This is a genomic window from Mycolicibacterium wolinskyi str. Jessa 2025 (genome assembly GCF_049241375.1).
In the GTDB taxonomy this organism is placed as follows: Bacteria; Actinomycetota; Actinomycetes; order Mycobacteriales; family Mycobacteriaceae; genus Mycobacterium; species Mycobacterium wolinskyi.
The window spans coordinates 1714376-1734399 of sequence record NZ_CP185960.1; the positions used below are offsets into that span (position 1 = coordinate 1714376).

General features: G+C 66.2%; 18 protein-coding genes. 10 read left to right on the forward strand and 8 right to left on the reverse strand.

What is annotated here, in order from left to right:
- The first annotated feature begins 199 nt into the window (after window positions 1–199).
- From ACOI2T_RS08610 to ACOI2T_RS08640, 7 genes are all read left to right on the forward strand, one after another.
- The gene (locus ACOI2T_RS08610; protein ID WP_409503288.1) at window positions 200–1228 is read left to right on the forward strand and encodes a zinc-dependent alcohol dehydrogenase; all 1029 of its coding nucleotides are present in this window, start codon (window positions 200–202) and stop codon (window positions 1226–1228) included.
- Window positions 1225–2229: a TRAP transporter substrate-binding protein gene (locus ACOI2T_RS08615; protein WP_409503287.1), complete on the forward strand. Its 1005-nt coding sequence runs from the start codon at window positions 1225–1227 to the stop codon at window positions 2227–2229. Before ACOI2T_RS08610 ends, ACOI2T_RS08615 begins: the two co-directional genes overlap by 4 nt.
- A 64-nt stretch (window positions 2230–2293) precedes the next feature.
- Window positions 2294–2824 (forward strand): TRAP transporter small permease, encoded by a 531-nt coding sequence (locus ACOI2T_RS08620; RefSeq protein WP_409503286.1) that lies wholly within the window; start codon window positions 2294–2296, stop codon window positions 2822–2824.
- Complete coding sequence (locus tag ACOI2T_RS08625; protein ID WP_409503285.1) at window positions 2821–4101, forward strand: TRAP transporter large permease; 1281 nt, start codon at window positions 2821–2823, stop codon at window positions 4099–4101. The genes ACOI2T_RS08620 and ACOI2T_RS08625 overlap by 4 nt, the downstream gene beginning before the upstream one ends.
- A 33-nt stretch (window positions 4102–4134) precedes the next feature.
- Entirely contained in the window at window positions 4135–5379 is a 1245-nt protein-coding gene (locus ACOI2T_RS08630; RefSeq protein ID WP_409503284.1) for a RuBisCO large subunit C-terminal-like domain-containing protein, read from the forward strand.
- Window positions 5379–6662, forward strand: coding sequence for a four-carbon acid sugar kinase family protein (locus ACOI2T_RS08635; RefSeq protein ID WP_409503283.1), 1284 nt, complete (start codon window positions 5379–5381; stop codon window positions 6660–6662). Before ACOI2T_RS08630 ends, ACOI2T_RS08635 begins: the two co-directional genes overlap by 1 nt.
- The gene (locus ACOI2T_RS08640) at window positions 6659–8014 is read left to right on the forward strand and encodes an FAD-binding oxidoreductase (protein ID WP_409503282.1); all 1356 of its coding nucleotides are present in this window, start codon (window positions 6659–6661) and stop codon (window positions 8012–8014) included. The genes ACOI2T_RS08635 and ACOI2T_RS08640 overlap by 4 nt, the downstream gene beginning before the upstream one ends.
- 3 nt (window positions 8015–8017) lie before the next feature.
- Here ACOI2T_RS08640 and ACOI2T_RS08645 read toward each other — a convergent pair whose 3' ends face one another.
- Genes ACOI2T_RS08645 through ACOI2T_RS08675 form a run of 7 tightly spaced genes read right to left on the reverse strand, consistent with a single transcriptional unit; the run spans window position 8018 to window position 15562 of the window.
- Window positions 8018–9064, reverse strand: coding sequence for a LacI family DNA-binding transcriptional regulator (locus ACOI2T_RS08645; protein ID WP_409503281.1), 1047 nt, complete (start codon window positions 9062–9064; stop codon window positions 8018–8020).
- A 56-nt stretch (window positions 9065–9120) separates the two neighbouring features.
- Complete coding sequence (locus tag ACOI2T_RS08650; protein WP_421876292.1) at window positions 9121–9852, reverse strand: SDR family oxidoreductase; 732 nt, start codon at window positions 9850–9852, stop codon at window positions 9121–9123.
- Between the two features lie 38 nt (window positions 9853–9890).
- Window positions 9891–11075, reverse strand: coding sequence for a fumarylacetoacetate hydrolase family protein (locus tag ACOI2T_RS08655; RefSeq protein WP_409503279.1), 1185 nt, complete (start codon window positions 11073–11075; stop codon window positions 9891–9893).
- Window positions 11076–11080: 5 nt separating this feature from the next.
- The gene (locus tag ACOI2T_RS08660; RefSeq protein WP_409503278.1) at window positions 11081–11866 is read right to left on the reverse strand and encodes an enoyl-CoA hydratase/isomerase family protein; all 786 of its coding nucleotides are present in this window, start codon (window positions 11864–11866) and stop codon (window positions 11081–11083) included.
- A complete protein-coding gene (locus ACOI2T_RS08665) occupies window positions 11863–12978 on the reverse strand; it encodes a hypothetical protein (protein WP_409503277.1) in 1116 nt (371 codons plus the stop codon). The genes ACOI2T_RS08660 and ACOI2T_RS08665 overlap by 4 nt, the downstream gene beginning before the upstream one ends.
- Window positions 12975–14198: a CaiB/BaiF CoA transferase family protein gene (locus ACOI2T_RS08670; protein WP_409503276.1), complete on the reverse strand. Its 1224-nt coding sequence runs from the start codon at window positions 14196–14198 to the stop codon at window positions 12975–12977. Before ACOI2T_RS08670 ends, ACOI2T_RS08665 begins: the two co-directional genes overlap by 4 nt.
- 26 nt (window positions 14199–14224) lie before the next feature.
- Window positions 14225–15562 (reverse strand): MFS transporter, encoded by a 1338-nt coding sequence (locus tag ACOI2T_RS08675; RefSeq protein WP_409503275.1) that lies wholly within the window; start codon window positions 15560–15562, stop codon window positions 14225–14227.
- A gap of 143 nt (window positions 15563–15705) precedes the next feature.
- Between ACOI2T_RS08675 and ACOI2T_RS08680 the strand changes: the two genes are divergently transcribed.
- The 3 genes from ACOI2T_RS08680 to ACOI2T_RS08690 all read left to right on the forward strand — a co-directional run bounded on the left by ACOI2T_RS08680 (window position 15706) and on the right by ACOI2T_RS08690 (window position 18760).
- A complete protein-coding gene (locus ACOI2T_RS08680) occupies window positions 15706–17211 on the forward strand; it encodes an aldehyde dehydrogenase family protein (protein ID WP_409503274.1) in 1506 nt (501 codons plus the stop codon).
- 34 nt (window positions 17212–17245) lie between these two features.
- On the forward strand, window positions 17246–17878 hold the full coding sequence (locus tag ACOI2T_RS08685) for a DUF4245 domain-containing protein (RefSeq protein ID WP_409503273.1): 633 nt from the start codon (window positions 17246–17248) through the stop codon (window positions 17876–17878).
- A gap of 78 nt (window positions 17879–17956) precedes the next feature.
- The gene (locus ACOI2T_RS08690) at window positions 17957–18760 is read left to right on the forward strand and encodes a dienelactone hydrolase family protein (protein WP_409503272.1); all 804 of its coding nucleotides are present in this window, start codon (window positions 17957–17959) and stop codon (window positions 18758–18760) included.
- Here the strand turns inward: ACOI2T_RS08690 and ACOI2T_RS08695 are convergent.
- Complete coding sequence (locus ACOI2T_RS08695) at window positions 18738–19937, reverse strand: AI-2E family transporter (RefSeq protein ID WP_409503271.1); 1200 nt, start codon at window positions 19935–19937, stop codon at window positions 18738–18740. The two genes, ACOI2T_RS08690 and ACOI2T_RS08695, sit on opposite strands and share 23 nt — an antisense overlap.
- Window positions 19938–20024 lie beyond the last annotated feature (87 nt).

Sequence of the window (20024 nt, forward strand, 5' to 3'; positions counted from 1 at the left end):
AAATAGAGGCTAAGTCAGGGCTCGCAGTCACAGTTGACACGCAATGTGCCCCACATCATACTTGTACGTATCAATTGTACGTACAACCTACGTCTTCATCGACGACGCACGGAGGATGCCCCATGGTCCGGACTGGCCCCGCTCGATCTCCCTTGCCCCGCTTGGAGTGGTCCGGACCCTCGACCGTGAAGGCGCGCCGATGAAGGCGGCTGTCCTCACGGCGCACCGCAGCGTCGAACTTCGCGATATCGCCGAACCGCAACCGCGGGCCGATGAGGTCGTGATCGCCGTCGAGGCCTCCGGCATCTGCGGCTCCGACTTGCACGCGTGGCACGGCCGTCACCCCTTCCGGCAGCCGCCGGTCGTGCTGGGACATGAGCCTGCCGGCACGGTGTACGCACGAGGCTCCGGCGTCACCTCGGTCGAAGTAGGGGAGCGGGTGGCCATCCAGCCGCACCGAATCTGTGGGACCTGCCGGGCATGTCGGCACGGAGACAACGAAATCTGCGAGCGCAAGCAGTACCCGGCCACCCATGACTGGACCGGTAGCCTTGCCGAGTACTTCGCCGCGCCCGCGAACATGGTTCATCGTGTGCCGGACGGTGTTCCGCTCGACCTGGCGGCGCTCGCCGAACCCTTGGCGGTCGCTAGCCACGCGAATCGCCGCGGCGGCACCGGCCCGGGCATGACGGTGAACATCGTCGGCTCGGGCACCATCGGACTGCTGTGCCTGATGGTGGCGCGCCACCTCGGAGCCGAGGTCGACGTCGTAACCGACATCGATGATGAAAAGCTCAGAGTTGCAGGACAACTGGGCGCACACAGGCCTTCTGACGTACGAACGTCCGACATCGTCGACTCGTTGCGGGCCGACCGGTTCGGCCGATCGGACATCACGATCGTCGCCGCCACCGCGCCCGGCAGCCTCGTCGATGCGGCGGCCCTCACGCGACCCGGGGGACGGATAGTGTTGCTCGGCCTGTACGCCGACACTGCCCAGATCGCAGCATCGGCGCTGGTCACCGACGAACAGACCGTGGTCGGGTCGCTGACCTACAACAGCGCCGACTTCGACTCGGCGCTCGGTCTGCTTGACAACGACACCGAAACCTACGCCCGCTTCGTCACCAAACGCATTGGGCTGCACGAGGTCGGCGCAGAATTCGCTCGCCAGGCCGAAGGTGGCGTGGCCATCAAGACGCTGGTCGTCCCGGGGTTGACCGTATGACCGCGCGCCTGGTCACCTCGCTGAAGACGCTGACCGCGGTATTGGCGCTGTGCGCCTTGATCGGCGCAGTGACGGGCTGCTCCGGCGGCCGTCACGACACCATCCAACTGCGCCTCGGGCATGTCAACTCCGCGACCGATCCGTGGCAGACCTCGGCCCAGGAATTCGCAGATCTGGTGAACCAGAACAGTGGTGGCTCGGTCGAGGTCAAGGTCTATCCGGGCGCACAACTCGGTGGCGACCGCGACATGGTCGAGGGTATGCAGATCGGCTCGGTCGACTTCACGCTCGTCGCCGGTGTGCTGTCCTCGGTCGAGCCCGCGATGACGATGCTCGAAATCCCGTACATGTTCACAAGTCAGCAGGCGCTCAATCGTGCGCTCGCCGGACCAGGCGGCCAGCAGCTGTCGGAAGACCTGCTGGAAAAGGGAATTCGTAACCTGGCCTGGCTCGACCGAGGGCCACGGGAACTGACCGCGAACCGCGAGATCATCACCCCGGCACAGCTCGACGGCGCCAAGATTCGAGTACCCGAGATTCCGGCTTCGATCGACGCCTGGCGCGCCATGGGTGCCAACCCCACCCCGATGGCGTTCTCCGAGGTTTACGGCGCCCTGCAGCAAGGCGTGATCGACGGGCAGGAGAACCCCTACGCCATCATCGCGTCCTCGAACCTGTTCGAGGTCCAGCGCTATGTCATGCAGACCGACCACGTGTACGGCTATGTCATGTTGGCGATGTCGGAACGCGCCTGGAATCGGCTCTCTCCGGACCAGCAGAAGGTCGTCACCGAGGCTGCCGAGACAGTGCGTTCGCATCACAACGAACGCACCGCAGCAGACGAACAGAAGTATCAGGACACGCTGCGCGAGAACGGGATGGCGTTCGTCGAGGTCGACAAAGACGCGTTCCGCCAAGCGGTCCGGCCAGTGCATCAGCACTACGCGCAAGAGTTCGGCCAGCAGCTCTACGACGATCTGGTGGCGTCCAATGACTCTTAGCGCGCCGTCGGCTCAGCTCCGATCCTCCGCGGCGTTCCACCGCATCGCAGACGGCCTAGACTTGGTGGCTCGGGCCGTTGCCGGCGCCGGCCTCGTCGGCATGGTGGTCGTCATCACGATGCAGGTGTTGTACCGCTATTTCCTCGACCAGTCCCTGGCGTGGACCGAAGAAGTCTCGCGATTCCTGTTCATCCTCACGAGTTTCATCGCGATCACTGTGGCTCATCGCAGGCAGATGCACGCCGGTTACTCCAGCCTCGTCACGAAGTTTCCGGTCGCGGTGCGCCGCGTCGTGATCATCGGTGTCGACGTCGTCAGCATCGTGTTCTTCGTCGTGGTCGGCCTGTCGAGCCGCAACCTCATCGACATCGGGTTCGACTCGGCGGCCCCGGCAACCGGGATGCCGATGGCCTGGATCTACCTGGTGTTCCCGATTTTCGCGGTGCTCGGTGTGGTGTTCAGTGTCGAGCACATCGTGCTGCATCTGAGCGCCGACGCCGAAGGCCTCCTGTCCGCTGACGAGGACCGCGCCGTGGCAGCGGAAGCCGAGGGCGCCATCGCAGACACCCCGAATCACGAACGGAGCGCATCATGATGATCGGTTGGCTCTTCGGCGGTTTCGCGGTGCTCGTCGCCCTCAACGTCGCAGTGGGAATCGCACTGCTGATGGCCGTCGTCGTCGCCATGATGGCGACCGGCACCGACCTGCCGCTGGCCGTCATATCCCAACGAATGTTCACCGGCATGGACTCCTTCGCGCTCATCGCGATACCGGCCTTCCTGCTCGCGGGCGAGATCATGGCCCGCGGCGCGATGGCCAGGCGCATGGTCGAATTCGCCGCCACGATGGTCGGACACCTGCGCGGCGGCCTAGCAGTGGTCGGCGTGTTGTCGACGATGCTGTTCTCCGGGGTATCCGGATCGTCGGTGGCCAACACGGCCGCGGTCGGGAGTGTGCTGGTGCCCCAAATGCGCCAACGCGGTTACGATCCGGCATTCGCGGGCGCCGTCGTGGCCAATGCAGGCGTGCTCGGCTCGGTGTTCCCGCCGTCGATTCCCATGGTGTTGTACGGAATCGCTGCAGGTGTCTCCATCAGCGCGCTGTTCATCGCGGGCATCGTGCCCGGCATTCTCATGGTGGTGCTGCTGATCGCCGTCGGTTACTGGCAGTCGGTGAAGGCCGGCTACCCGGCCGGTGAGCGCGCCTCGGTACCAGAGTTCTTCCGCTCCTTCGGCCGTGCGTTCCTGGCGCTTCTGACCCCCGTCCTCATGGTCGGCGGAATCGTCTCGGGAATCCTGACGGTCACCGAGGCCGCGGTCGCCACGGTGCTCTACGCGCTGGCTGTCGAACTGCTCGTCTACCGTGAGCTGAAACTGCGTGACCTGTCCGCGGTCATGACTCGTGCGATCACTGCGACCGGCATCGTGATGCTCATCATCGCGGCCTCCACGCTGTTCGGCTGGATCATGACGATCGAGCAGATACCCCAGACGATCGCCGAGTTCATGCTGAATCTGACCTCGACCGTATGGATTCAGTTGATTCTCATCAACATTCTGCTGCTGATCATCGGTACCTTCCTCGACGTCGCACCGGGCATCATCATCGCCGTGCCCATCTTGGCGCCGCTGGCGGATGCCCTCGGTATGGATCCGGTCCACTTCGGCGTCATCGTGGTGATCAATCTGCTGGTCGGGCTGGTCACTCCACCGGTCGCACCGACCCTGGTCGTGGGCGCGTCCATCGCCGGCGTCAGCCTCGACCGGATCACGACCGCATCGTGGCGATTCTTCCTTTCGCTGATCCTCACGCTGGTCCTGATCACATTCGTCCCCGCCCTGTCCACGTGGCTTCCCGGCCTGTTCGGCTGAGCGACACCACATCTCCGTTGAGAGGCAATCCTTTTGAACGACACCATCGTGGTCACCTATCGCATCCTGAGCTACCTCCCGCTGGATCAGGCGGCAGAAGCCATCGCGGGTGAGCAGACCACCGGAACCTTCACCAAGGTGGCCGGTGAAACGCCGGAACTGCACCGCAAACACCGGGCGCAGATACTGGACATGACGCCGCTGGCGGGGGATCTCGGCGGCCCGCTGCCCGGCGCGCGTGGCCGCGAAAGCGGTTTGCTGCGCGGAGGTCTGGTCCGAATCGGCTACCCGCTGGCCAACAGCGGACCCTCACTCACCCGCATGCTCGCGTTCGTCTCCGGCAATTTGTACGAGCTGAGTGAGCTGGCCGGGATCAAACTCCTCGACATCGACTTCCCCGAGCAATTCGGCGCTGTCTACCCACCCGCTCCGCACGGCGTCGCGGGAACCCGTCGGCTTGTCGACCGTCCAAGGGGCGTGCTGCTCGGTACGATCGTGAAGCCGAACATCGGCCTGACCGGACCCGACTACTACCGCGTGGTGCGCGAACTCGGCATGGCCGGTTTGGATTTCATCAAAGACGACGAGGTCAACGCGGATTGCCCACCGTCACCGCTGCGGCAACGAGTGCCGCACGTGATCCGCGCACTCGACGAGGTGGAGAGCGAAACGGGTCGCCGCCCGCTGTATGCGTTCAATATCAGCGACGAACTCGACCACATGCTCGATTCGGCAAGCTATGTGGCCGAGGCCGGAGGCAAGTGCGCGGTGGTCAATACCGCGCTCGTCGGGATCCCCGCGCTGTGTGCGGTGCGCAGGCAGACTGATCTCGTGATCCACGGGCATCTTGCGGGCTTCGCGGCGGCATCGCGTCACCCCAATCTGGGAATGGGCTACGCCGCGTTCCAGAAGCTGGCCCGTTTCGCGGGGGCGGACCATCTGCATGTGGGCGGGTTCAGGTCGAAGTTCTTCGTCGAGGACGAGGAGACCGCGGCCAACGTCGAAGCCGTCCGCACGCCGCTGCTCGGCGGCCGGGAATGTCTTCCGGTCATCTCCTCCGCACAGTGGGCGGGCACCGCGCCGACGACATGGCAGCACACCGGCACCGACGATCTTCTGGTGCTCGCCGGCGGGGGCGTCCTCGGCCATCCGGGTGGCGCGGGGGCGGGCGCGCGCAGTATGCGACAGGCCTGGGATGCCGTGACGGCGGGCATCTCCCTCGACGAGGCGGCCAAGGAACATCGCGAGCTCGCCGCCGCGCTCGCGCACTTCGGCTGATGGTGCTCGCAGCTTTTGTCGCAGACGATTTCACCGGCGCCACCGATGCGCTGTGGCAGTTCCAGCGGTATGGCCTGCGGGCGCGGCTGCTCACTTCTGCGGCTGAATTGGCCCAGGAGAACCTGGACGCCGACTACGACGTCATCGGCATCGCGACAACGGCCCGTTCGACGACCGGTACCGGCGCTGCCCGGGTGGCGTTGCCCGCGTTGCGGGCACTCGCCGGGCTGAAGCCGGAACTGCTGCAGTACAAGGTGTGTTCGACCTTCGACTCGTCACCCGAGCGCGGCAATATCGGCTCTGTCATCGCCGGGGTCCGTGACGAACTCGGCTTGGCGTGGCCTGCTCCGGTGTTGCCGGCTCAGCCCGAGTTCGGCCGATGGACGGTTTTCGCGAACCACTTCGCCAGTTACGCCGGAAAGAACTATCGGCTGGACCGGCACGAACCCATGCGCCGCCATCCGGCCACGCCTGTCGATGAGGCCGATCTCCGGCTGCACCTCGGCCGGCAGTTGGCCGGGGAGATCGGCGTGCTGCACGTCCCGCTGCTCGCTGACGACAGCGAGTTGTCCGTCGCTCTCGACGAGCGAATGCACTCTGCGGAAACAGCATTCATCGTCGACGCGGTCACCGACACCGATTTGGCCCGCTTCGGCGTATCGCTGCGCGATCTGCAGGCACGAGTCGGTCACCCGTTGTTCGCGGTCGGATCGGGCGGACTTTCGTACGGATACGCCGCGGCCCTCGTCGGCAGCGGATCGCGGGTTGCGCCCGCACCCGCACACGCCGACGTCGCGCCCCCACAAGGTCCGGTTCTGGCCGTGTCCGGTAGTTGTTCGCCGGTGACCGACCGCCAGATCCGTACCGCCGAGGACGCCGGATGGTTCAGCGCTCATATCGACGAGGCCGGTGTATCGGAGCGGGCACGTGCGGCACTTCAACAGGGCAGGCACAGCGTCGTATACACGGCGCGGGGTGCCGGCACGGGTGCAGCCGCGGCGGATCTGAGCCGCAGGCTCGGCACTCTGGCGCTCGGTGCGGTCGGCGACGGATTGACGAGTCGGCTGCTCGTGGCGGGAGGTGACACGTCCGGGGACATCATCGGGATGGCCGGTGTGACCGCGATCGAGATCAGCAGCTCGATCGACGTGGCAGGCCTGCTGTGCCGGTCGTTCGGCCGGAATTCGGTGCTCGACGACGCCGAGGTCGTGCTCAAGGGTGGCCAAGTCGGCGGCGACGACTTCTTCCTTCGCGTCGCCGGGGAAGCGGAGATGCGGCAGTGAGCGCATTGCTCGATGACCTTGCCGGGGCTGTTTCGACACTGGTCACCGATCCGGCTGCGATGGAGGGCTACCGGCGGGATCAATGCCTTCTCACCGAAGCGGGCAGGCCTGGTGCGGTCGTCATCGCCAAAGCCGTCGAAGCGGTTGCCGCGACAGTGCGCGTCGCCAGAAAACATCGCGTCCCGCTGGTCACGCGCGGCGCGGGCACAGGGCTGGCCGGCGCCGCCAATGCGATCGACGGTTGCATCGTGCTCGTGTTGTCGCGGCTCGATCGCATTCTCGCCATCGACCCGATTGCACGGTCGGCCGTGGTCCAGCCGGGTGTGCTCAATGGAGATCTCGACCGCGCTGCCGCCGCGCACGGTCTCTGGTACGCGCCCGACCCGGGCAGCCGCGCGATATCGACGATCGGTGGAAACCTCGCGACCAACGCCGGCGGCATGTGCTGTGCCAAATACGGTGTCACCGCAGACCATGTCCAGCAGTTGACGGCGGTGCTCGGCACGGGCGAGACGGTGCATACCGGAGCGCTCACCCGGAAGAACGTCGCGGGCCTCGATCTCACCAGGCTGCTCGTCGGGTCGGAGGGCACGCTCGGCATCATCGTCGAGGCCACCGTGCGGTTGCGGCGACGTCCCGCCGCCGTGGCGACGGTGGCGGCCTCGTTCCCGACTGCGCAAGATGCCATCGCCACGGTCCTGGAACTCGGCGACGGCGCGGCTGCAGTGGAGTTGATGGACCGGACCACTGTGCGCGCCGTCAACGCAGCCACCCGCATGGACCTCGACGAGCACGCCGGCGCAGTAATGCTGGCGCAATTCGACGGTGCCGACGACACGGCCGTCGGCGCACAAGCGCAGCACTGCGCGGTGCTCGCGGAGTCCAGAGGGGCCGAGGTGTTCCATACCGTCGACATCGCCGAGGGGGAGGCGCTCATGGAAGCCCGGCGCGCGGCGTATCCGGCCTTGGAGCGACTCGGAGCCACGCTGCTCGACGACGTTGCGGTCGGCGTACACCGGATGCCTGCGCTGCTGGCGCAGATCGAACAGATCGCGGCCCGCTACGACGTGATCATCGGCACCTTCGGGCATGCGGCGGACGGGAATCTGCATCCCACCATCGTTTTCGACCCGGCCGACTCGGGGCAGCGGGACCGGGCCCGGATGGCCTTCGACGATATCGTGGCGGCCGCCATCGAGCACGGCGGCACCATTTCCGGCGAGCACGGTATCGGCGTCCTCAAACAGGACATGCTCGACCGCCAGGTGGGATCCGTCGAACTCGCGCTGATGCACCGGATCAAGGCGGCGTTCGACCCCGACGGGATCCTCAACCCAGGGCGGGCCTATTAGCGGTCACGCACTGTCACGCATGCGGATCGTGTAACCGACGTCGAGTTGGCGAGCCGGAGGCTCTTCGCCGCGCATGCGGTCGAGGAGTATTTCGGCCGCGCGGGCGCCGATCGCCTCGGCATCGATCGCGACGGTGGTGAGGGCCGGCTCGAGCATGGCCGAGATCTCGAAATCGCCGAATCCGGTGATGGCGAGGTCTGCCGGCACATCGATGCCGAGCCGCTTCGCCGAGAGCACCGCACCCGCGGCGAAGATGTCGCTGGAGAACACTGCCGCGGTGACGTCTGGATGGTCACCGACCACGCGCTCGAGCAACTTGCGGCCGGTACGCATCGCGACCGGCTCCTCGGCCATGTTGACGATGCGCAGCGGCTGCCCCGGAAAGAGCTCCTCGACGACTTCGGTGAACCCCGCCCGGCGTTCGGCGGCGCGCTCGTCGCCGGGAGCCAGCACGCCGGCAAAGGCCAGCTTCTCGTGGCCCTTGGCGACCAGGGCCCGCACGAGGTCGGCGACCGCTCGGCGATTGGAGAAACCGACGAGCAGATCGAGTGGTTGGTCGCTCCAGCCCCAGGTTTCGACGATCGGGACATCGGCCGAGCGCAGCATTGCCGCGGCGGCCGGCGTGTGCAGCGCACCCACGATGAAAAATCCGTCGGGACGCCAGCCGAGGAAATTGCGGATCAGATCCTCTTCGGTTGAGGTTCGGTAATCGGTGTAGCCCAACTGGATCTGGTAACCCGCCGGGCTCAGGACGGCCGAGGCGGCCTGCATGGTGTCGGCGAACACCGACGCCGACAGCACCGGAAGGATGGCCGCCACGGTGTGGCTCTGGTTGGAGGCGAGGTGGCTGGCAGCGCGATTGGGCACGTACCCGGACGCTCGAATGGCTTCGTGGACCTTGCGCCGCGTCGTCTCCGATACCGAGTGTGGTTGGCGTAGAACGCGAGAGACGGTCTGTGCCGACACCCCGGCGAGCTCGGCGACATCGGCCATGGTGGCTGTGCTGGTCGCTGCGGCAGCGCGCCGCCGACGTTCTTCACCGCCCGCCATCGCCGGCCTCCGTTCGCTCCACTCACCGGAGCTTAGTTGCGGTGCCGGGCCTTGAGTCACATGACTGCGGTGACGCCGCCATCGACGTAGAGGATCTGGCCGTTGACGAAGTCCGAAGCCGGCGAGCACAAGAACACCGCCGCCCCCGTCACGTCGTGTGCGCTACCCCAGCGACCGGCAGGGGTGCGTCTGCGCAGCCAGGCGTCGTAGTCGGGATCGGCCGTCAGTTCGGCGGTCATGTCCGTGGCGAGCACACCGGGCCCGATCGCGTTGGCCTGCAGGCCGTGCGGTCCCCACTCGGCGGCCATGGCGCGGGTCAGCATCAGCAGACCGCCCTTGGACGCCGCATACGCGCCGACGCCGGGACGGGTGATCGAACTGGTCAGTGACGCGATGTTGATGATCTTGCCGGGCCTGCGCTGCGCGATCAGCCGACGAGCCACCTGGGCGCCCATTCGGAACGCGCCGGTGAGGTTGGCGTCGAGCACGCTGGTCCAATCCTCTTCGGTGACCTCAAGCAGCGGCTTGCGCAACTGCACGCCGGCGTTGTTGACCAGGATGTCGATGCGACGGTGTTCGCGGTCGAGCGTGTCGAACAACGCCGACACGCTCTGGGCCGACCGGACGTCGAGTGGGTACCCGGCCGCGGATCCACCGGCTGAGCGGATCTGCTCGACGGTCTCTGCCACGTGCGTGTCGCGGCGGCCCGTGACGACCACCTCGGCGCCCGCTCCGGCGAGTGCAGCGGCGATAGCCCGCCCGATACCGCCGGAGGATCCGGTGACCACCGCGGTCGAACCACGGAGGTCGAATGAACCATGCTGTGTCACAGCAATTTTCGCGTGGCGAGGTTGCGGAACAGGTCAGCGGTCCCGAACGTCCACGGCGCGACCTGATCGCTGGTCCGGACGCGGTTGACCAGGGTTCCCAATGCGGGCGTGCTGATAGTCACCAGGTCGTCGACGTGATGGGTGAAGCCCTGGCCGGGCACGTCACGATCGTCCGTCGGTGCGAACATGGTGCCCAGGAACAACACCGCTCCGTCGGGGTACTGATGCGTCGCGGTCAACTGTGCCACGAGTTCTTCGGGGTCGCGGCTGATCTGCTTCATCGACGACCGCCCGTCGAGCACGAATCCGTCACGGCCGTGTACCCGGAGCTCGACGTCGCAGTTGCGCACGGTGTCGAGGTCGAAGCCGTCGTCGAAGAGCCGCACGAACGGTCCGATGGCGCAGGATGCGTTGTTGTCCTTCGCCTTCGTCAGCAGCAGCGCCGACCGGCCTTCGAAGTCACGCAGGTTGACGTCGTTTCCGAGCGTTGCGCCGACAATGCGACGCGTCGACGAGACCAGAAGCACCACTTCGGGTTCCGGGTTGTTCCAGGTCGATCGTGGATGCACGCCGATGTCGACGGCCGTGCCGACCGAGGACATCGGCGCCGTCTTGGTGAAGATCTCGGCGTCCGGGCCGATGCCGACCTCCAGGTACTGACTCCAGGCGTCCTCGGCAACGAGCAGTTCCTTGATCCGCGCCGCCGCCGCAGAACCGGGCGCGATGTCGGCGAGGTGAGCGCCGGTGAGTTCGACGATGTGCCTGCGAAAATGCTCGGCCTTCTCGGCATCCCCGCGGGAGCGCTCTTCGATCATGCGCTCCAGCATCGAGGCGACGAAGGTCACACCGGCCGCCTTGACGCATTGCAGATCGATCGGACTCAACAGTCGATCCTGTTGAGGCGAAGCATATTCCGGAGGAGTGGTCGCCAACGCCTCGGCAAGCGGGCCGATCCGCTCACCTGCGGCGCTGTTCACCGCGCCGGCCGGGTCGGAATGTTCGGCCACGTCGCGCATCGTCGGGAACGTCGCCGTGATGTCCACCAGTTCGCCATCGCGTACTGTGACGACCGACGGGCCGCCGACGTCGGCGCGGAACAGCCGGCCCACCAGGGTCGCGCGCTGGTGATCGGCAGGCAGAGTGGTGGCTGCCGTGGGCGGCCAAGGCTGGGTAAGGGACATGGGGATCACCGTCTCCGGAATTCAGGTGTGCGTTTCTCGGCGAACGCCCGACGGCCTTCTGCGGCGTCGTCGGTGGCGAAACAGATTGTCTGCAAGTCACGTTCGTATTCCAGGGCCTGGTCTTCTGGCATGCTCGCGGCGGCGCGCAGGTTGATCTTCGCGGTCTCGGCTGCGATCGGGGCGCGGGCTGCGATGGTGGCCGCGATGTCGATCGCACGTTCGATGAGCTCGTCGGGTTCGACGAGCTCGCTGACCAGATGCCAGTCCAGTGCACGTCGCGCGTCGATCGGGTCGCCCGTCATCAACATGAGCGCCGCATTGCTCGGGCCCGCGGCCCGAGCAAGGAACGCCGACATGCCGCCACCGCCGATCCAGCCGAGCTTCACTTCGGGTGCACCGAATTTTGCTGTGGTGGAGGCGATCCGGATGTCGCATGACAGTGCGGTCTCCAAACCGCCGCCAAGGGCGTAACCGTTGACCGCGGCGATGGTCGGCTTGCGCAGGCGTCGGATCGCGTCACAGTAATCGGTTCGATTGCGGAAATCCCACGGCGTCGCATACGAATCGAGCGCCGTGATGTCGGACCCGACGCTGAACGATTTGGTGCCTGCGCCGGTCAGCACGACGGCACGGACATCGTCGGAGTCGTTGCAGTAGCGGACGGCGGTGACCAGATCCGCGGCCATCACCGGGGTCATCGCGTTGAGCTTCGCCGGGCGGTCGATCGTGATCACCGCGACATACCCGTCGACGTTCAACGAGATCTCGGCAGAGAGTACGGGAGATGTCATGCGGGCACCCTCCGGGATGCGTTGTGGTGCAGGGTCGTCAACCTCTCGGACAGCTCGCGTGGTGTCATGTCACCACGTACGGCTTGGCGAACATGCTCGGCGCCATGCGATTGCACGGCGATGAAGCCGTGGTATCGGGGACGGACCCAGGCGGCGTCGACCGTGGCGCGGGTGTTGCGGTAGAACTCACCGAATTCAGCGTTGAGATCGGGGCTTTCCCACGCCGCCCGATGGCACGGTTGGCCGTGATGGCGCGGAACAAAGACCGTCTGCGTGTCGGATGCCACCAACCACCGGAGATGCGCGGCCAGCTCTGCTGTCGGAGCGCACCGCGCACTGACCGCGATGCCGGTGCCGCCCAGCACCGAACCGACACCGGCCGTGCCGCGGGGCGCGTCGGCGAAAGTGAGCGGCCGGTCAAGGGTGGCCAAGGCGTAGTTCACGTAGCCGTACACCAGCGGGCAGTACTGAGGACCGGTCGAGGCGCTCATGCGCTCCAGCAATCCGATCGGGTTGATGTCACCGTCGGCGCTGCCGACGATCTGCCGCATGGTCGTCACGGCCGTGGCGACCACGTCCTCCGGCAGAAAGCAGTCGGGCGTGGCCGCGGGCGCGGCGCCTTCGGAGATGGCGATCGCGCAGAGGGTCAGGAACGGATGTGGTCCGCCGAGCGGCAGCGATGTCGGGACGTCGCGCGCGAACTCGACGGCGTCGGTCCAGGTTGCCGGCATGTCGCCGGTGATTTCCGGCGTGCCGACCGATACCTGCGTCGCGGCGTCCAGCGGCACTGCCCACTGTCGGTCGTCGGCGAAGTATGAATCGAACGATGCACCGACGGTGCTTGCGCGCCATTCGGCGAGTGTTGCGGCATCGACGAATTCATCGATGGGCCGCAACGCTGCGGTGTCGATCGCCTCACCGATATGCGGATGGTCGAGCACGATCAGGTCGTAGTGACTCGCGGTCTCGGCGATCGGTGCGGATTCGAACCCTTCCAGCGGCTGACACGACCACCTGATTTCGCATGCGGGCGCGGCGTCCTCCGACTGTGCCGCAGCCAGGGCCGCATATCCACGCGGGTGATCCCACGTGATCCCTTCGAGTGCGGTCAACGGACTCGTTCCTTGATCGAGGTCCGATCGGCGACCGCCCCTGCGTCGATCAGCGTTTCGATCCGCTCGGCATCGATGCCCATCTCGGCCAGGACTTCCCGGCTGTGCTCACCGACCATCGGTGCGCCAAAACGAATCTTGGCCGGCGTCTTCGAGAAGCCGTACGGGAATCCGGGTGTCACTACCGAGCCCTCGGTGGGGTGCTGGTAGTGAACGAAGGTTTCGTTGTGGATGATCTGCGGGTCGGCGAGCACGTCGGCGTACCCGTAGACCGGCGCGCACCAGATGCCGGCGGGCTCGAACAGTGCCAGCCACTCTTCGGTTGAGCGGGTGCGCAGCCGGTTCGCGGTCAGTGCGAACACGCGGTCCCGTTCGGCCGCCGACTGCGGCCACGCCGTGTCGGCGGCGATCAGCGGCTCGTCGAGCAGTTCGGCCAAGGTGGGCAGGTCTGGCATCGACAGTGCGAGGAAGCCGTCGGTCGTCGCGAAAGTTCCGTAGGGAGAACGGATGTAGACGTGGCCGTGGGGCTGATCGCTGCGTTCCTGAGGCACGCCGCCTTGCGCGAACACCGACAGTTCCTGCATCTGCAGGGTCACGATCGCGTCCAGCATGTTGACCGTGACCTTCTGCCCTTCGCCGGTGCGTTCACGGTGCAGCAGGGCGGCCAGCACACCCTCGAACGCCGTAGACGCCGTGACCGCGTCAACCAGGTACTGCCCGGCGGCCTGTGGTGGATCGCCTGCTCGGCCGGACGACAACATCGCGCCGCTCATCGCCTGGAGGAGCAGGTCCTGTCCGGGCCGCTGGGCATACGGACCGTCTTCGCCGTAGCCCGAGATCGATACGTAGACAAGCGCGGGATTGATCTCCCGCAGGGTTTCGTAGTCCACACCCAGGCGGTCGGCCACGCCCGGCCGATAGTTCTGCAGGAAGACGTCTGCGGACGCCACCAGTTCGCGCAGAAGTTGTTTGCCTTCAGGGTGTTTGAGATCGACGGCCAGCGACCGCTTGTTGCGGTTGAGCGACAGGAACGAGACGTTGATCTCGTTGCCGACCGCGCCGCCGGCAGGGGCGTGCCGCTGCCATTCACCGCTGGTGGGCTCAACTTTGATGACGTCGGCGCCGAGGTCGCCGAGCCGCTGGGCGGCGAACGGGCCGGCCATGGCGATCGAGCAGTCGAGCACCCGGTAGCCCGAGAGGATGCCGGATGGTGCAGACATTGCGTGTCCTTTGCTTGTCGTGTTCGTCAGAGTCGAGCGTCGGCGGGTTGGGCCAATGCTGCGGATGTGTCGTCACGATCGGCGTCATAGCCGCTGATGGCAGCGTTGGTCTCCGGTGCCTTCCAGGTCGAGAACGCCGAAACCCCGGCGAGAACCGCCACCAAAGAGGCCACCGCCCACGGGCTTCCGCCGCTCGCTGCCACCATCGCGGTGGCGATGAGCGGCAGGGGGCCGCCGACGAACGCCGACGTGAGCTCGCGTGCCGCGGCGATCCCGGAGAACCGCACCGAGGTGGGGAAGTACTCGGCGTAGAAGGACGCCTGGACGCCGAAGATCGCTCGGTCGGCGATGTGGGCGACGATCACCGCGAGGTAGAGCAACCAGATCGATCCGAGTTGCAGCAACAGGAAGAACGGTACGACGAACACGATCAGGAACAGGGCTCCACCGATGATGACGGGGCGGCGGCCGACGCGGTCGGAGAGGTAGCCCCAGAACACCGTGGCGATGGCGCCGATGAGGCCGCTGAGCATGATGCCGACGAGCGAGGCGACTTTCGGATATCCCAGGTTGTTGATCGCGTACGCGAGCGCGAAGGTCTGGAAGATGTAGGTCAACGACCCGCCGAAGTTCACGCCTGCCGCGATGAAGAACTTGCCGCGGTGGTACTTCATCAGGCGGTGCATGGGTGAGAGCTCAGACTTCCGCGCGGTGCCTTCGATCTGCTTGAAATCCTCTGTCTCATCCATGCGGAGCCGGATGAACACTGCCACCACCAGGCCAACGATGCTGAGCAAGAACGGGATTCGCCATCCCCATGCGTCGAAATCCTGCTCCGGCAGCAGTGCGAACAACGCGAACATGCCGGTCGCGAGCATCATCGCGATGTCAACTCCCGCAGCGGGAATGGACGTGAAGAAGCCCCGTCGAACGGTGCCCGACTCGCCGGCGACGACGACCGCGCCGCCGTACTCCGCACCTGCGCCGAAGCCCTGGACAACGCGCAACAGGATCAGCAGCGCGGGTGCCCAATAGCCGATGACGTCGAACGTGGGCAGCAGGCCGATGAGAATCGTGCTGACCCCCATCATGGTGACGGTTGCCAGCAGGATGGGTTTACGGCCGACGCGGTCGCCGAGATTGCCCAGCACCAGGCCGCCGAGCGGCCGGACCACGAAACCGATCGCATAGGTCGCGAACGCGATGATCGTCCCGACCGTCGGGCTCACGTCGCCGAAGAACTGCTTGTTGAACACCAGCACGGCGGCCGAGGAGTACAGGAAGAAGTCGTACCACTCGATCACGGTGCCCATGGCGCTGGCCGATACCGGCACCCATCGGCTGGGGGTCTTGGTGCTTTGCATAAGGGAACCTCGGGGGTTTCGTTCGGATGTTATGTTAGCGCTAACATCGGTGCATCGAGGAGATTAGTGGCCCCGCTCACAGTTTGTCAACGGGTTCAACGGCCGATGAGCAGCAAACCGGAAATGCGACGAAAGGTTCATGTATGACGTCCGTGATGAGTATCGATCCCCGAACTGGCCGCGCGACCGGCGCTGTGGCGGAAGAGACTTCGCCAGACGAGGTCGCGGCATGCGGGGCCGCGGCCGAGCGCGCTGCCCCTGGCCTCGACGCAATGGGCAGGAAGGGGCGCGCGCAGCTTCTCGAATCGATCGCCACCGCGCTCGACGGCGCACGTCAAGACGTCGTGACGATCGCTGACAGCGAGACTGCGATCGGATCGGACCGGCTCGGCATGGAGCTGACACGAACGGTTCTGCAGCTGCGGATGTTCGCAGACGTGATCTCTGAAGGCGGGTATCTGGAGGCGGCGGTCGACCATGCCGCCGACACCCCGATCGGGCCCGCTCCCGACATCCGGCGGATGCTTGTGCCGCTGGGCCCGGTGGCGGTTTTCGGCTCCAGCAACTTTCCCCTCGCGTTCTCGGTGCCCGGCGGGGACACCGCTTCGGCACTGGCGGCGGGCAATCCGGTGATCGTCAAGGCCCACGGCTCACATCCGGCGACGTCGCAGCGAGTCTTCGACATCATGGCCGAGGCCGCACGTGCGGCGGGTGCCCCGGCCGGAAGCCTCGGCATCGTGCACGGGCAGGCCGCCGGTGCCACGTTGGTCGGCCGCCCCGAGATTCAGGCCGTCGGATTCACCGGATCCTTGGACGGAGCGCGGGCGCTCATGGATGTCATCGGCCGCCGCCCCGATCCGATCCCGTTCTACGGCGAGCTCAGCAGTATCAATCCGGTGATCGTCACCGCGGCGGCAGTGAATGCCCGTGGGCCCGAGATCGGTGCAGCAGCCGCGGCGTCGTTCACGACTTCGGCAGGCCAGCTGTGTACCAAACCGGGTCTGATATTCGTGCCTCGCGGCAGTGCGGGCGACGAGCTCGTCGCTGCGCTGTGCGCCGCCGCTGAAAATGCGCCAGCTGCAACGCTTCTCAACAGTCGTATCCACGACTCGTTCGTCGACTACCTCGACTCGACCGAAGATCCGTTCACCGTGTTGGTTCGCGGGCTCGCCGCCCAGGCCGGCTACGCCGTATCTCCCGCGGTGCTCGGCATCGATGCTGCCGTGATCCGCGACGGGTTGATCGAAGAGTGCTTCGGACCGCTCACCGTGGTCGCGCGGTACGACACAGAAGCCGAGGTGATCGCCGCAATTCGCACGTTGCCATCATCGCTGACCCTGACCGTTCACCACGAACCCGGCGACGTCGCGCAGCTGAAGGAGACGCTGCGTGAATTGCGTGACTGTAGTGGGCGCATAGTGCTGAACGGTTTCCCGACCGGCGTGCGGGTGTCGTGGGCCCAACATCACGGCGGTCGGTGGCCGGCCACCAACACGCTGCACACGTCGGTCGGGGCGACCGCCATCCGGCGATTCCTTCGGCCGATGGTCTGGCAGAACGCTCCGGCCGAACTGTTGCCTGCGGAATTGCACGATGGCGACCCCGTAGTCCCGATCCGGATCGACGGCCGCCTGCACTTACCGCGCTGATGACCCCGGTCGGTGGGCTGGGATACTGGCAATCATGACCACCCAGCCCACCCCGGCGCCCAAGCCGGCGAAGTCACGGCTTCTGCAAGACGGCCGTGACATGTTCTGGTCGATGGCTCCGCTGGTGGTGGCGTGTATCGTCCTCGCCGGGCTCTTGGGCATGTGCTCGTTCCAGGGCAGTGGCCCGGGCCCCGGCCCGGTGCCCGAATTCGACGCCCCCGCCGCACTGCAGGCCGATGCCGATGCGCTCAAGATCCCGATCCGGCTGCCCGCGCTCCCCGAGGGCTGGCAGGCGAACTCCGGCAGCCGCGGCGGCATCGACGGCGGCGTGACGTTGCCGAACGGCCAGCACGGCCGGGCGGTCCTGTCGCGGGTCGGATACCTCGCGCCGAGCGGCATGTACCTCAGCCTCACTCAGAGCAACGCCGACGAGACCGCGCTGGTGTCCTCGATGAAGCCGGACTCGTATGCGTCGGGCACGCAGGACGTCGACGGGGTGACGTGGGTGGTGTACGAGAGCTCCGACCCCGAGTCGGTATGGACCACGCGGCTGAACGGCCCCGGCGGCGCGGCGCAGATCGCGATCACCGGTGCCGGCGGTACGGATGAGTACCGTACGCTTGCGGGTGCGACGCAGAAGCAGTCGCCCTTGCCCGTCAAGCGCTAGGTGCCGAACGTGAAGTAGATCGCGAGAATTGCCGAGAATCTCGCGATCGTCTTCACGTTGGGCCCAGAAGGATGAGTGATGACCGCAGCTCCGGAAGCTGATCTCACCGGTTGGACCGCCGCGCCGTTCACCGCCGCCGGCCAGACCCATGACGTCTACCGCAAGGGCGAGGGCCCGGGTGTGGTGCTCATCCCCGAGATGCCCGGCCTGCACCCCGGCGTGCTGGCCCTCGGCAACCACCTCGTCGACAACGGGTTCACCGTCGCCGCACCGTCGCTGTTCGGCACACCCGGCGCCCCCGCGTTGCGGCCCGGCATGGTGCCGGTGTTGGTCAAAGGTTGCGTGACAAGAGAATTCGCGGCGTTCGCGACCAACGCCGACCGGCCCGTCGCGCACTACCTGCAGGCGCTCGCACGTGACCTCAACGCGAGCACGCCGGGCAAGGGAGTCGGCGTGATCGGGCAGTGCTTCACCGGTGGATTCGCGCTCGCGGCGGCCGTCGACGACAGCGTGCTGGCCCCGGTGCTCAGCCAGCCGTCACTTCCGCTTCCGTTGACGCCCAAGCACAAACGCGACCCGGGACTGTCGGAAGCCGAGCTCAAGATCGTCGAGCAGCGCGCCGCCAACGACGGCCTGTGCGCGCTTGGCCTGCGGTTCAGTCAGGACTGGATGGCGCCCGGTGAGCGGTTCACGACGCTCAAGGCCAGGCTCGGCGACGCGTTCGAGGTCATCGAGATCAACTCGATGAAGGGCAACGAGCACGGCATCCTGCCGTCGGCGCACTCGGTGCTGACCGATCAGGTACGCGAGGTCGACGGCCACCCCGCCTACGAGGCGCGCAAACGCGTCGTGGAGTTCCTCACGGAACGACTGGCGGGGTAGTCGGTTCGGGCTTGTCCTCGTCAGCTGATTCCGGCTCGCTCTCGGCGGCCGGCTCGGATTTGCGTCTGAAGGGCCACCAGAACTTTCTGTGGGGCTTGTCGGGCTCGGGTGCCTCGAGCTCGACACCCTTGAACACCGCCAGGTAAACGCTGACGGTGGTCACGATGATGATCATCAGCACCGGCCCGATCACCAGGCCGAAGAACCCGAACATCGCGATACCGGCGAACACCGAGAGCAACATGAGCGCGGAGTCCAGCCGCGCGGCCTTCGGCACGAGGATCGGCCGCAGCACATTGTCGATGTTGGTCACCACCAGCAGGTGCCAGACCACCACGAAGATGCCGCCGATGACGTTGCCGAAGAACATCATTCCGATGCCGAACGGGATCGACAGGATCCCGCCGCCGAGCGGGATGACCGACAGCGCGGTCAGCAGGATCGCGAAGATGAAGAACCCGTCGTGGAAGCCGCCGATGTAGATCGAGACCGCGCCCGCGACGCCCTGACACAACGCGATCACGAACTGGCCCTTGACCGTGCCCTTGACCATGGCGCCGACCTTGGCGAGGTACAGGTCGGTGATCTCCTCACCGAGCGGATTGAGCCGGCGGATGAGGGTCGCCACCTCGTCCTTGTTGACCAGCAGCGAGATGAACACGTACAGGAAGATGACCGAGGCGGTCAGCGCGCCGACGATGCCGCCGACCGCACCTTGCAGGACACCGAGCAGCCATTCGCCGACGCGCTGCGACACCGTGACGATGGTGCCGCGCAACGATTCCGGCGTGACGTGGATGTCGAGGAACGGCACGCGTGCGGCCAGCGAGTTGATGAGTTGCAGGGTGCGGTCCCCGAGCGTGCTGAGGTCGGTTTCGGCGACCCACGCACTCACCGCGTTGACCATCTGCGAGATCTGCACGATCGCGAGGAAGACGATCAGCGACACCGGGATGATGACCATGAGCAAGGCCGCGAACACGGTCAGCGTGGCCGAGATACCGGTGCCGAATCGGCGCCGAAACCGTTGGTACAGCGGCGAAAACAGGTATGCGCCCACCGCGGCCATCACGATCAGGATGAAGAAGGTGCGCAGGAAGTACGCGCCGAGCAACAGCGCGAGCACGGTGACGACCGCCAGCGCGCGCTTCTGGCTGACGGTGAACTGGCTGTCCATAGGCCCCTTCCCTTGCTGCGCTGACCTTAGCGTCACTCTGGCGTGACACTCGGCATTCAGCGTCACTCTGGCGTGACAGTGGGGACG

What these genes read in the sequence shown, in the direction of transcription:
- ACOI2T_RS08615 (WP_409503287.1), top strand. Translation starts at nt 1,225, where the DNA reads ATGACCGCGCGCCTGGTCACCTCGCTGAAGACGCTGACCGCGGTATTG.
- ACOI2T_RS08660 (WP_409503278.1), bottom strand. Translation starts at nt 11,866, where the DNA reads ATGACATCTCCCGTACTCTCTGCCGAGATCTCGTTGAACGTCGACGGG.
- ACOI2T_RS08680 (WP_409503274.1), top strand. Translation starts at nt 15,706, where the DNA reads ATGACGTCCGTGATGAGTATCGATCCCCGAACTGGCCGCGCGACCGGC.
- ACOI2T_RS08685 (WP_409503273.1), top strand. Translation starts at nt 17,246, where the DNA reads ATGACCACCCAGCCCACCCCGGCGCCCAAGCCGGCGAAGTCACGGCTT.
- ACOI2T_RS08625 (WP_409503285.1), top strand. Translation starts at nt 2,821, where the DNA reads ATGATGATCGGTTGGCTCTTCGGCGGTTTCGCGGTGCTCGTCGCCCTC.
- ACOI2T_RS08645 (WP_409503281.1), bottom strand. Translation starts at nt 9,064, where the DNA reads ATGGCGGGCGGTGAAGAACGTCGGCGGCGCGCTGCCGCAGCGACCAGC.
- ACOI2T_RS08695 (WP_409503271.1), bottom strand. Translation starts at nt 19,937, where the DNA reads ATGGACAGCCAGTTCACCGTCAGCCAGAAGCGCGCGCTGGCGGTCGTC.
- ACOI2T_RS08635 (WP_409503283.1), top strand. Translation starts at nt 5,379, where the DNA reads ATGGTGCTCGCAGCTTTTGTCGCAGACGATTTCACCGGCGCCACCGAT.
- ACOI2T_RS08610 (WP_409503288.1), top strand. Translation starts at nt 200, where the DNA reads ATGAAGGCGGCTGTCCTCACGGCGCACCGCAGCGTCGAACTTCGCGAT.
- ACOI2T_RS08675 (WP_409503275.1), bottom strand. Translation starts at nt 15,562, where the DNA reads ATGCAAAGCACCAAGACCCCCAGCCGATGGGTGCCGGTATCGGCCAGC.
- ACOI2T_RS08690 (WP_409503272.1), top strand. Translation starts at nt 17,957, where the DNA reads ATGACCGCAGCTCCGGAAGCTGATCTCACCGGTTGGACCGCCGCGCCG.
- ACOI2T_RS08655 (WP_409503279.1), bottom strand. Translation starts at nt 11,075, where the DNA reads ATGTCCCTTACCCAGCCTTGGCCGCCCACGGCAGCCACCACTCTGCCT.
- ACOI2T_RS08670 (WP_409503276.1), bottom strand. Translation starts at nt 14,198, where the DNA reads ATGTCTGCACCATCCGGCATCCTCTCGGGCTACCGGGTGCTCGACTGC.